Source organism: Streptomyces sp. NBC_00490 (assembly GCF_036013645.1).
GTDB lineage: Bacteria > Actinomycetota > Actinomycetes > Streptomycetales > Streptomycetaceae > Streptomyces > Streptomyces canus_F.
This window is the reverse complement of record NZ_CP107870.1, coordinates 52,137-63,996: the sequence shown is the minus strand read 5'-3', so window position 1 is coordinate 63,996 and position 11,860 is coordinate 52,137. Positions and strand designations below refer to the sequence as shown.

Below are 11,860 nucleotides of genomic sequence, written 5' to 3'. Positions count from 1 at the left end.
GGCCATGTCCCAGACCACCGCACGACCCGAGGACGAGGCGGCGCTGTCCTCCTGGTCCGCCACCCGCCCCCAGATGGAGGACACCAACCCGCTGGTGCAGGCGTTCACCCGCTTCAACGTCTACCTGTACTCCAAGCCGCCGAACAAGTACGTCAAGAAGGTCAACAAGTCCTTCCTGCACCTGCATCTGTTCCTGTACCGCAAGTCCCGCGGAAAGATCATGGGGCACTTCGGGCGCCTCGACGCGATGCTGCTGACCACCACCGGCCGCAAGACCGGCCTGGCACGCACCCTGCCGGTCGGCTACGTCTACGACAACGGCCGCTACATCGTGTGCGCCGCCCCCGGCCACTTCGACGTGCCCGGCGGCCCGCAGGCCAGCCACCCCGCCTGGTTCCACAACGTGCGCGCCACCCCGCAGGTGACCGTGGACATCGGCCCCGAGCAGTTCCCGGCCACCGTGCGGATCCTCGCCGGCGACGAACGCGACCGCAGGTGGCGCGAGTTCTGCGAGGTCTTCCCGTTCATCGCCGAGTTCCAGAAGCGCGCCGCCCGCCCCATCCCGGTCCTGGAGATCACCCCCGACGACCTCGACCCGCAAGAGCTCTGAGCACCCCCGCCACCAGGAAGGAAACAGATGAAGATCGAGGCGCTGGACCCGGCCACCCCCCTCATCAAGCAGTTCCAGGAGAAGAGCGGGCCGATCACACTCGTCAACGTCTTCGACGTGCCGACCGAGTTGTACGACGAGTTCCTCAAGATCTGGCAGGAGGACGCCGCGTACATGAAGGGCAGCCCAGGCTGCATCCAGACCCAGCTGCACAAGGGCATCGCCGGCAGCCGCCTGCTGGTGAACGTGGCCGTGTGGGAGTCCACCGAGGCCCTGTTCGCCGCGTTCAGCAAGCCGGAGTTCCAGCAGTCGGCGGCCAAGTACCCCGACGGCATCACGGCCTACCCGCACGTCTACGAGAAGATCGCCGTCGAGGGCATCTGCGTCGCCTGACCGGCCGGCACCGCCCTGGTCGTCGTACGGCCCACGTCGTACGACGACCAGAGCGCGGCCACCAACCGCGCCTGCCTCACTAGGAGTTCGCCGTGACGACCGGCACCGCACCGACCTCTGACCTGACCGGATGGAGCCGGCGCTCCTTCACCGCCGGCTCCGTCACCCACGACGTGTACGAGAAGGGGGCCGGGCCCGGGGTGATCCTCGTCCCGGAGATCCCCGGCATCACGCCCGAGGTGCTGGGCCTGGCCGAGCACCTGGTCAAGGAGGGGTTCACGGTCACGGTCCCCTCCCTGTTCGGGACCCCCGGCCGCGCGGACTCCCCGCCCTACACCCTGGGGGTGGTGGCCCGGCTGTGCGTGTCGGCCGAGTTCCGGGCCTTCGCCACGAACGCCCGCCGCCCCGTCGCGGACTATCTGCGGGCGCTCGCCCGCGACCTGGCCGCGCGCACCCCGGGCCCCGGCGTCGGCGTCATCGGCATGTGCTTCACCGGCGGGTTCGCGCTGGCCGCCGCCGTCGATCCCGCCGTCCTCGCGCCCGTCGTCAGCCAGCCCTCGGTGCCGTTCCCGACGAGCCGCACCCGCAAGGCCGATGCCGGGCTCGCCGCCGAGGAGCTCGACGCCGTCGTGGCCCGCACGCGCGGCGAGGGACTGTGCGTGCTGGGTCTGCGTTTCAGCAAGGACGGCATCTCCCCGGCCGCGCGGTTCGCCACGCTCCGTGCCCGGCTCGGGGACGCCTTCGAGGTCATCGAACTCGACTCCGCTCCCGGCAACACGGGCGGTTTCGCCAAGAGCGCCCACTCCGTGCTGACCGTCGAGGTGCGCGAGGCACCGGGCCACCAGGCCCTTGCCGCCCGCACCCGGGTCGTCGCCTTCCTGCGGGAACGCCTCACCCCCACGGCCTGAATGTGACGTGCGTCTCACCGTCGCTCGTGCATGTCACACCCGGACCGGCACCGCCCTCTTGGGTGCACCGCCACACAACGTGAGCGCCTTAGACGCCGCGACAAGGAGAGGAACATGACTCAAGAACGGCAGACCAACCCGTGGGCGGTTCTGAGCGTCCTGTGCCTGGGGTTCGTGATGACCCTGGTCGACCTGACGATCGTGAACATCGCCATCCCGGACATGACCGACGACCTCGGTGCCTCGCTCGACAAGATCCTGTGGGTCGTCAACGCCTACACCCTGGTCCTCGCCACGCTGATCATCACCGCGGGGCGGCTGGGTGACATCCGGGGCAAGGGCAACCTCTTCCTGTCCGGCGTGGCCCTGTTCACCCTCGCCTCCCTGGCCTGCGGTCTGGCCCAGGACCCCTCCCAGCTGATCGCGTTCCGCGCGCTGCAGGGGGTGGGCGCCGCGATGCTGATGCCGCAGACCCTGTCGATCATCACCGACGTGTTCCCGCCCGAGAAGCGCGGCGCCGCCTACGGCGTGTGGGGCGCGGTCGCGGGTGTCTCCGGGGCGATCGGCCCGACGCTCGGCGGTCTGCTGGTCACGCACCTGGACTGGCGGTGGGTGTTCTTCGTCAACATCCCGGTCGGCCTGCTGGTGCTGGTGCTCGGTTTCAAGCTCATCCCCAAGAACGTGCGGGTGGTCAAGCACCGCTTCGACCTGATGGGCGTGATCATCGCCTCGGGTGCGCTGTTCTGCCTGGCCTTCGGCCTCATCGAGGGTGAGCGCTACGAGTGGAACGGCTTCATCTGGGCGCTGCTCGTCTCCGCCGCCGTCCTGATCGGCGCGTTCCTGATGTACGAGCGCGGCCAGCAGGACAACGAGCCGCTGCTGCCGTTCTCCCTGTTCAAGGACCGCAACTTCTCCGTCGTCAACCTCGTCGGCATCGCGGTGTCCTTCGGTGTCCTCGGCATCCTCCTGCCGACCACGATCTACCTGCAGTCCGTGCTGGGCTTCAGCCCGATCAAGACCGGCCTGGTCCTGGTGCCCCTCGCGCTCGGCTCGATGTTCACGGCCGGCCCGGCCGGCATCCTGTCGGAGAAGTTCGGCGGCAAGTACATCCTGACGGCGGGCCTGTCGATGTTCGGCATCGGCATCACCTGGATCTTCATGGTCGCCGACACCGACAGCTCCTGGACCGCGTTCGTCGGCCCGCTCTTCGTCGCCGGGCTCGGCGCCGGCTGCACCTTCGCCCCGATGGGCGCCGAGGTGATGCGCAACGTGCCGCCGCACCTGACCGGCGCCGCCTCCGGCGTCAACAACGCGCTGCGCCAGGTCGGCTCCGTGCTCGCCGGCGCCGTCATCGGCGCGGTGCTCCAGGCCAAGCTGGTCTCCGCGCTGCGCGAGGAGGCCGCCACCGCCGCCCAGTCGCTGCCCCAGGACTACCGGGCCGACTTCGTCTCCGGGTTCGCCGACGGCGCCCAGCAGGTCGAGGTCGGCACCCGGCAGAGTGCCTCGCTGCCGGCGGACGTACCGCAGGACGTCGCCAACACCATTCAGGAACTGGCCGGCAAGGTCTTCCACCAGGGATTCGTCGACGCGCTCCAGCCCACCATGCTGGTGCCCGCCCTGACGATGTTCGCCGGCGCGGCCCTGTGCCTCGCCCTCAAGGGCGGGCCGACCCCCTCGGGCATGGGCCACGGCGTGCCGCCCGCGCAGCCGGAGACGGCGCCCGCCAAGGACGCCACCGCCGCGCACTGACCGCACCACCGTCCGCGCCCCCGGCCCCTCAAGGGCCGGGGGCGCTTGTATTGGGACCGGACATGATCAGTCGAAGAACACTCCTCGGAGCCTCCGGCGGAGCCCTCGCGCTCGCCGCCCTCCACCCCTCCCCAGCCCGCGCGGCCGCTCCCTGGGAGCAGCTGCGCGGCCGTCTTTCGGGCACCCTCGTGCTGCCCGGCGAAGCCTCCTACGCCACCGCCAAACAACTCGAACTCCAGCAGTTCGACACCATCGACCCGCAGGCCGTCGCGTACTGCGCGAGCGCGGCCGACGTCGCCCTGTGCCTGACGTTCGTGCAGGACAACGACCTGCCCGTCGCCATCCGCAGCGGCGGCCACAGCCTGGGCGGCTACTCCACCACCACCGGCCTGGTCGTCGACGTGTCCCGGCTGAACTCCATCAGCCTCACCGGCACCACGGCGACGTTCGGGCCCGGCGCCCAGAACGTCGACCTGCTGAACGCGCTGGCCCCCGCGGGGCTCGCCGTGGTCGGCGGCGCCGGCCCCACCGTCGCGGCCGGCGGCTTCTTCCAGGGCGGCGGCCTCGGCTTTCTGACCCGCCCGCTCGGCGTGGCCTGCGACGCCCTGACCTCCGCGACCGTCGTCCTGGCCGACGGCCGGATCGTGACCGCCGCACCGAAGCGGCACGGCGATCTGTTCTGGGCGATACGCGGCGGTGGCGGCGGCAACTTCGGCGTCGTCACCTCGTACACCGCCACCGCCTCCGCCGTCACCGACGTGGCCACCGCGACGCTCGTCTTCGCCTACGACAAGGCGCTCGACATGCTCGACGGATACGCCCGCTGGCTGGTGGACGCCCCCCGCGCCATCGGCGGCGCGTGCGTGATCACGCTCCCCGACGCGGCGCCCGGCGCCGCCCCGGTGCCCGCGATCCGGCTGGTCTCCACCGGCACGGCCGCCCAACTCGCTGACGAGGTGGGCCGGTTGCTCACCCTGACCGGGCCGCCCGCCTCCCGGGTGGACGCCGTCATGCCGCACCGCTCGCTGATGACGGGCGTCTACGGCTGCGCCACCAAAACCACCGAGCAGTGCCACCGGGCCGCCGACCTGCACCCCGAAGGGCAGCTGACCCGGCCCGCGTTCGGCCTCGAACGCAGCCGCATGTTCAAGACCCCCATGGCCCGCAACGGGTGGGCGGCGGCCCTCGCCGTGTTCGACGCGGACCGCCAGGCCGGCCAGATCCACCAGCTCCAGGTCCTCCCGGTGGGCGGAGCCGCCTCCGACCTCGCCCGCACGGCGACCGCCTACGTGCACCGCGACAGCCTCTACACCACCAACTACCTGGCCACCATCCCCAGTTCACCGACCGACGAGGGCCGGGCGGCCGCCCGGCTGTGGGTGGACCGCGGGTTCGCCGCGATCGACGCCTACTCCAGCGGCGAGACCTACCAGAACTTCATCGACCCGGCCCTGAAGGACTGGAAGCGGTCCTACTACGCCGAGAACTACCCGCGGCTCGCCGCGACCAAGGCCCTCTACGACCCGTACGGCCTGTTCAAGTACGCCCAGAGCATCCGCTGAGCCCCTCGCCGGGGCCTTCTTCCCCCAGGGGGCGCCCATGACCACGACACAGCCAGGCATCCTGCAACAGCGGGCCGACGGTCCCATCGACGGGAAGGTGCTGCGCAATGTGTGCGGCATGTTCGTGACCGGCGTGACCGTGATCACCAGCGGCAGCGGTTCACAGGCGGCCGGCACCACCGTCAACTCCTTCACCTCGGTCTCCCTCGACCCGCCGCTGGTGCTGTTCTGCCTCCACAAGGCGTCCCGCCTGCGCGCGGTGGTGGAGGAGTCCGGCGCCTACACGGTGAACTTCCTCGCCGGCCGGCAAGAGCCGCTGGCCTGGGCGTTCGCCGGCAGGCACACCGCGAACCTGGACGGCGTCGACCACCACTACTCCACCGCCGGCGTGCCCGTCCTCAGCGGCGCCATGGCGTTCCTGTCCTGCCGCCTGGTCAACGCCGTCGAGGGCGGCGACCACACGATCTTCATCGGTAAGGTCGCCGAACTGGGCGTGTCCAATGGCGAGTCCGAACCACTGATCTTCTTCCGCGGCTCCATGGGCTCCCTGGAGGCCGAACAGCGCGGTACCCACCCCATGTTCGACGTCTGACCCCGCACGCTTAAGGAGTTCCGGATGTCCGCCATCCAACGGCGACTGGCCCGCTTCAACCGCACCTTCGCCAACCGCTTCGTCGGCCCCGTCCTGACCCGCATGCCCGGGTTCGGCGCCGTCCTGCACGTGGGACGCAAGTCCGGGCGCGTCTACCGCACCCCGGTCAAGGTCTTCAAGCGCGACGGGAACTACGTCATGTCGCTGCCGTACGGCCCCCAGTCCGACTGGGTGCGCAACACCATCGCCGGCGGCGGCTGCGAACTGCACACCCGGGGCAAGCTGATCCGCCTGGACCGGCCGCAGGTCTTCACCGACCCGCAGCAGTCCGTCGTACCGGCGCCGCTGCGGCCCCTGCTGCGCCGTTTCAAGGCCTTCGACTTCATCGAACTGCGCCCCGTCGATGCCGCCACATCCACGACCGCGCCGGTCCGGCCATGACCGCCGCCCCCTGACAGGAGAGCGCTGTGCCCCACTCCGAGTGGATCACCGTCACGGCGATCGGCGGCATCGCCCTGATCCTCGCCCTGGCGGCCGCTGTCACCGCCCTGTGCCGCCGTATCAAACAGCCCGCCGTCATCGGTGAGATCACCGTCGGCATCTGCCTGGGACCGAGCCTGCTCGGACTGTTCCCCGGCGACCTGCCCGACCGGCTCTTCCCCGCCGAGATACGCCCCCATCTGGGCGTCGTCTCCCAGGTGGGCCTGCTCCTGTTCATGTTCATCATCGGCTGGGAGTTCAACGGCGGCGCCCTCAAAGGCCGCTTCCGCTCCACCGGCACCATCTGGATCAGCTCGCTGGCGCTGCCCATGGCGCTCGGCGTCGGGCTCGCCTGGCTGATCTACGGCTCGCACGACGTGGTCAACGGAAAGACCGTGCCGTTCACCGAGTTCGCGCTCTACCTCGGCGTCGCGATGTCCATCACCGCCTTCCCGGTCCTGGCCCGGATCATCGCCGAGCAGGGTCTGCAGAAGACCCGCGCCGGCACCCTGGCCCTCGGCCTCGCGGCCGCGGACGACGTGCTCGCCTGGTGCATGCTGGCCGTCGTGGTCGCCCTGACCACCGCCACCGGCACCGCCGGATTCCTGACGGTGATGGCCTGGTCGGCGGTCTACCTGGTCGTCATGCTGTGGCTGGTACGCCCCGTCCTCGCCACGATCAGCGACCGGCTGCGCGTCACGCACACGCAGTACGTGCCGGTGCTCGTCGCCTCCGGTGTGTTCACCTCGGCGTTCGTCACCTCCCACATCGGCATCCACGCCATCTTCGGGGCGTTCATGTTCGGTCTGGTGATGCCCCGGCGTCACGACAGCCTGCTGCACCGGGTGGCGATGCCGCCCCTGGAGACCGTCGGCAAGCTGCTGCTTCCGGTGTTCTTCGTCGTCACCGGCCTGTCCGTGGACCTCACCACGCTCAGCGCGGGCGGTGTCCTGCAGACGGTGGCCATCATCGTGGTGGCCTGCCTCGGCAAGCTCGGTGGCGTCGCCCTGTCCGCGCGGCTGACGGGCATGGAGTGGCGCGACGCCACCGTGCTCGGGGTGCTGATGAACACCCGTGGTCTGACCGAACTGGTGCTGCTGAACGTGGGGTTGAGCCTCGGGCTGCTGACCGTGCAGCTGTTCTCCGCGATGGTGCTCATGGCCCTGGTCACCACCGGGATCGCGGCGCCCGTCCTCAACCGGCTGCTGCGGGACGACGACCGCTTGCCCCTGGTGGGGAGCGCAGTCGGCACTCCGGACGTCGCCGAGGCAGCCGCCGCACCGCGTGCCGGTGTCGCCGAAGCGGCTGCCGGCCGCGGGCGCGGCGCGCGCTGACACCCACGGCCCTCAGACCTCGTTCTCGGAGGACTCGGGGGATCCGGTGGTTTCGGCGGGCTCGGCGGACCGCACCCGGGCCAGCTTGTCCGGGTTGACCACGGCGTAGATGCCGCGCACCTGGTCGCTGTCGGGAGTGAGGTCCATGACCAGCACCGCGTACGGGGAGTCCTCGGAGAACACCACCGCCGACGGGTCGCCGTTGACGTGCCGGTAGTGGATGTCGAGGTCCTTGGGGGTGCGCCCGGCGTAGCCCGCGAGCAGCCGGCAGACCTTCTCCCGGCCGATGACCGGACGCAGGCCCGCGGTGCGGACCTTGCCGCCGCCGTCGGTCCACATGGTCACGTCCGGTGCCAGCATCTCCATCAGCAGACCGAGGTCGCCGCCGAGGGCTGCGTCGATGAACCGCTCGGTGACCTTCTGCTGGACGTGCGGATCGGCCTGGTAGCGGGGGCGCCGCGCCTGTACGTGGGCGCGGGCCCGGTGGGCGAGCTGGCGCACCGAGGAGGGGTTGCGGTCGAGGATGCCCGCGATCTCGGCGTGCGCGTAGCCGAACACGTCGTGCAGCACGAACACCGCCCGCTCCAGCGGGGACAGCGTCTCCAGAACCACCATCAGCGCCATCGACACCGACTCGCTCTGCAGCGCCCGGTGCGCGGGCTCGGCGGCCGGCTCCTCCTCGGCGGCGCCCCGGGTCACCAGCGGTTCCGGCAGCCAGGGACCCACGTACGTCTCACGGCGTCGCTTGACGGCGGCCTTGCGGGCGAGCGCGTGGTTGACCGCGATCCGTACGAGATAGGCACGCGGGTTGTCGATCTCCTCGTGCGGGGAGCGGCTCTTCTTCGCCGACCACGACAACCAGGTCTCCTGGAGCACGTCGTCGGTGTCGGCGACGGTTCCGAGCAGGTTGTAGACGATCGAGAACAGCAACTCGCGGTAGCCGACGAAGACCTCCGTCGAGGCTTCGACGGAACCGGCCGTGTGGTCGCCTGGCTGGCTGTCGGACATGGTGCACCTCCCTGGGACGAGCTCACACCCGAGACGGCTTTGGTCCGGGAAATGTGACATCACCCCCACGAATGTGATTCAGATCACAAAGGTGGCGGTTCGTGTCACATCCGGCCATGACCGATCCCTCTCATTCACGAGGGCATCCCGGGCCGCGGGGCGTGGGGAGCTCGGCCGAAGAGGCCGAACTCCCCACTCGCGACAGCGAGTTACCCCATCCGCCGACCGGCCGCGACCGGTCACTCAAGAAAGGCACGCACACCATGGCAGTCGCACAGCAGGCCCCGATCAACTTCGCCGTCATGTACGCCACGCACGACGCGTTCCGGCGCGACATGAGGCGGCTCGCCGCGGCGGTCGCCGCGGGCCGCTCCCAGTCCCCGGAGGTGCGCGACGGCTGGGCGAACTTCAAGCACCAGCTGCATGTGCACCACACCGTCGAGGACTCCGACCTGTGGCCGCGCGTCGCGGCCGCCGTCGCCGGCCGGCCCGCCGACCAGAAACTGCTCGACGAGATGGAGGCCGAGCACGCCCAGCTGGACCCGGTACTCGCCTCCGTCGACGACGGCCTGGCCCGCAACACCCCCGACCTCGCCGACCGCGTCGCCGAACTCATCCGGGTCCTCGGCGACCACATGAAGCACGAGGAGAGCGAGGCGCTGCCGCTCATCCAGGACGCCTGCACCACCAAGGACTGGGACGCCTTCCGCGGCGCGATGGCCCGCAAGCAGGGCCCCAAGGGCGCGGCCGTCTACTTCCCCTGGATCACCGACGAACAGAACGAGACCGACCGCAAGGCCTTCCTGGACACCATGCCGGCCCCGGTGAAGGTCCTCAACAAACTGTTCTGGGAGTCGAGCTACAAGAAGCGCCACCTGTGGGGCATCTGACCCCAAGGCCCCGCTAGACGGGCCCCCTGGAGCACGCCCCTGCCGGCGACATCCCCCGCCCCGGCAGGGGCGTTTCCATGCCCGGGCGGGGCTGTGCCCCGTAGGGGCGCGGGGAACTGCGCGACCAGCCACAACGAGCCCGCAGCCGCAACCCGACAGACCCTCCCGAGCTCCTAGGCGCTCCTCCTGTTCAACCCGATGCCCCTGCCAAGCCCCACCGGCAGGGGCATCGCCATGCCCACCCACCCATTCACCACAGCCAATCCCCGAAGGGACCCCCACCCATGAGCACCTCCGCGTTCGCCCTCGCCGACCTCAAGCGCATCCTCCTGGAGGGCGCCGGCGCCGACGACGGCATCGACCTGGACGGCGACATCCTCGACCTCGACTTCGAGTCGCTCGGCTACGAGTCGCTGGCCCTGCTGGAGACCGGCGGCCGCATCGAGCGCGAGTACGGCATCGCCCTCGACGACGACGTCTTCACCGACAACCGCACCCCCCGCACCCTCATCGCCGCCGTCAACGAACTGCTGTCGCCGGCCGCCACCGCCGCCTGACCCGACCGGACCCAGGGAGAAGCCACCATGCAGCAGGACCAGCGCGTCGCTCTCGTCACCGGCGCCACCAGCGGAATCGGCCTCGCGGTCGCCCGGATCCTGGCCGCCGGCGGCCACCGCGTCTTCATCGGCGCCCGCACCGCCGAGAACGTCACCAGCACCGTCAAGCAGCTGCGCGAGGAAGGTCTCGACGTCGACGGAGCCGCCGTCGACGTGCGCGACTCCGACAGCGTCACCGCGTTCGTCACCGCCGCCGTCGAGCGGTTCGGCACCGTCGACGTGCTCGTCAACAACGCGGGCCGCAGCGGCGGCGGCGTCACCGCCGACATCGACGACGAGCTGTGGGACGACGTCATCGACACCAACCTCAACAGCGTCTTCCGCATGACCCGCGCGGTCCTCAACGCCGGCGGCATGCGCCACAAGGACCGCGGCCGGATCATCAACATCGCCTCCACCGCCGGCAAGCAGGGCGTGGTCCTCGGCGCCCCCTACTCCGCGTCCAAGCACGGCGTCGTCGGCTTCACCAAGGCGCTCGGCAACGAGCTCGCGCCGACCGGCATCACCGTCAACGCGGTCTGCCCCGGCTATGTGGAGACCCCGATGGCGCAGCGCGTGCGCCAGGGCTACGCGGCCGCCTACGACACCACCGAGGACGCCATCCTCACCAAGTTCCAGTCGAAGATCCCGCTCGGCCGCTACTCGACCCCCGAAGAGGTCGCCGGCCTGGTCGGCTACCTCGCCTCCGACACCGCAGCCTCCATCACCGCACAGGCGCTCAACGTCTGCGGCGGCCTCGGCAACTTCTAATCCCCCTGCCCTGAAGGGAGTTCAGCCATGACGCTCCGCGAGGTCGAGCACACCGTCGACGTCGACGCCCCCGCAACGGCCGTCTACCGCCTGATCGCCGAGGTGGAGAACTGGCCGCGGATCTTCCCGCCCACCATCTTCGTCGACCGTGTCGAGGCCGACGGTGACAGCGAGCGGATCCGCATCTGGGCCACCGCCAACGGCGAGCCGAAGAACTGGACCTCGCGCCGCACCCTGGACGCCGAGGGCCTGGTCATCACCTTCCGCCAGGAGGTCTCCACCCCGCCGGTCGCCGCGATGGGCGGCACCTGGATCATCGAGCCGCTCACCGAGTCCACCTCCCGGGTGCGGCTCCTGCACGACTACCGGGCCATCGACGACGACCCCGAGGGACTGGCCTGGATCGACGAGGCCGTCGACCGCAACTCCCGCTCGGAGCTCGCGGCACTGAAGACCAACGTCGAACTCGCCCACGCCACCGAGGACGTCACGTTCTCCTTCGAGGACTCCGTGACGATCGCCGGCGCCGCCAAGGACGCCTACGACTTCGTCAACGAGGCCGGCCTGTGGCCCGAGCGGCTGCCGCACGTGGCCACCGTCCGCTTCGAGGAACCGTCACCCGGTCTGCAGAGCCTGGAGATGGACACCCGCGCCAAGGACGGCTCCACGCACACCACCAAGTCGTACCGGGTGACGTTCCCGCACCACAAGATCGCCTACAAGCAGGTCACGCTGCCCGCGCTGATGACCCTCCACACCGGCTACTGGACGTTCACCGAGGCCGCCGACGGCACCACCACCGCCTCCTCCCAGCACACCGTGGTCCTCAACACCGCGAACATCGCGAGGATCCTCGGCGAGGACGCCACGGTCGCGGACGCCCGCGCGTACGTCCACGGCGCGCTGAGCACCAACAGCCGCGCCACCCTGGGGTACGCCAAGGACCACGCCGAGAACCAGCGCTGAC

Annotated in this window: 13 protein-coding genes; 12 read left to right on the top strand and 1 reads right to left on the bottom strand. The window is 70.4% G+C overall.

The features are described 5' to 3' along the window. Positions 1-4: 4 nt before the first annotated feature. From OG381_RS48715 to OG381_RS48680, 8 genes are all read left to right on the top strand, one after another. Positions 5-610 (top strand): nitroreductase/quinone reductase family protein, encoded by a 606-nt coding sequence (locus tag OG381_RS48715; protein WP_327722847.1) that lies wholly within the window; start codon positions 5-7, stop codon positions 608-610. Positions 611-637: 27 nt separating this feature from the next. Continuing rightward, entirely contained in the window at positions 638-1,003 is a 366-nt protein-coding gene (locus OG381_RS48710; protein WP_327722846.1) for an antibiotic biosynthesis monooxygenase family protein, read from the top strand. A gap of 92 nt (positions 1,004-1,095) precedes the next feature. Continuing rightward, positions 1,096-1,911 (top strand): dienelactone hydrolase family protein, encoded by an 816-nt coding sequence (locus OG381_RS48705; protein ID WP_327722845.1) that lies wholly within the window; start codon positions 1,096-1,098, stop codon positions 1,909-1,911. Between the two features lie 114 nt (positions 1,912-2,025). Further along, on the top strand, positions 2,026-3,660 hold the full coding sequence (locus tag OG381_RS48700) for an MFS transporter (RefSeq protein ID WP_327722844.1): 1,635 nt from the start codon (positions 2,026-2,028) through the stop codon (positions 3,658-3,660). Positions 3,661-3,722: 62 nt separating this feature from the next. Further along, complete coding sequence (locus tag OG381_RS48695) at positions 3,723-5,222, top strand: FAD-binding oxidoreductase (protein ID WP_327722843.1); 1,500 nt, start codon at positions 3,723-3,725, stop codon at positions 5,220-5,222. Between the two features lie 37 nt (positions 5,223-5,259). Then, the gene (locus OG381_RS48690; protein WP_327722842.1) at positions 5,260-5,814 is read left to right on the top strand and encodes a flavin reductase family protein; all 555 of its coding nucleotides are present in this window, start codon (positions 5,260-5,262) and stop codon (positions 5,812-5,814) included. 24 nt (positions 5,815-5,838) lie between these two features. Next, on the top strand, positions 5,839-6,255 hold the full coding sequence (locus OG381_RS48685; RefSeq protein WP_327722841.1) for a nitroreductase/quinone reductase family protein: 417 nt from the start codon (positions 5,839-5,841) through the stop codon (positions 6,253-6,255). Positions 6,256-6,281: 26 nt separating this feature from the next. Beyond that, complete coding sequence (locus tag OG381_RS48680; protein ID WP_327722840.1) at positions 6,282-7,628, top strand: cation:proton antiporter; 1,347 nt, start codon at positions 6,282-6,284, stop codon at positions 7,626-7,628. A 12-nt stretch (positions 7,629-7,640) separates the two neighbouring features. Here OG381_RS48680 and sigJ read toward each other — a convergent pair whose 3' ends face one another. Then, complete coding sequence (sigJ, locus tag OG381_RS48675) at positions 7,641-8,636, bottom strand: RNA polymerase sigma factor SigJ (RefSeq protein WP_327722839.1); 996 nt, start codon at positions 8,634-8,636, stop codon at positions 7,641-7,643. Between the two features lie 263 nt (positions 8,637-8,899). Between sigJ and OG381_RS48670 the strand changes: the two genes are divergently transcribed. The 4 genes from OG381_RS48670 (at position 8,900) to OG381_RS48655 (ending at position 11,859) form a co-directional block, all read left to right on the top strand. Further along, the gene (locus tag OG381_RS48670) at positions 8,900-9,526 is read left to right on the top strand and encodes a hemerythrin domain-containing protein (RefSeq protein ID WP_327722838.1); all 627 of its coding nucleotides are present in this window, start codon (positions 8,900-8,902) and stop codon (positions 9,524-9,526) included. A 284-nt stretch (positions 9,527-9,810) separates the two neighbouring features. Beyond that, the gene (locus OG381_RS48665) at positions 9,811-10,083 is read left to right on the top strand and encodes an acyl carrier protein (protein WP_327722837.1); all 273 of its coding nucleotides are present in this window, start codon (positions 9,811-9,813) and stop codon (positions 10,081-10,083) included. 27 nt (positions 10,084-10,110) lie between these two features. Further along, a complete protein-coding gene (gene fabG, locus OG381_RS48660; RefSeq protein ID WP_327722836.1) occupies positions 10,111-10,893 on the top strand; it encodes a 3-oxoacyl-ACP reductase FabG in 783 nt (260 codons plus the stop codon). Between the two features lie 27 nt (positions 10,894-10,920). Next, entirely contained in the window at positions 10,921-11,859 is a 939-nt protein-coding gene (locus tag OG381_RS48655; RefSeq protein WP_327722835.1) for an aromatase/cyclase, read from the top strand. Position 11,860: the final 1 nt, after the last annotated feature.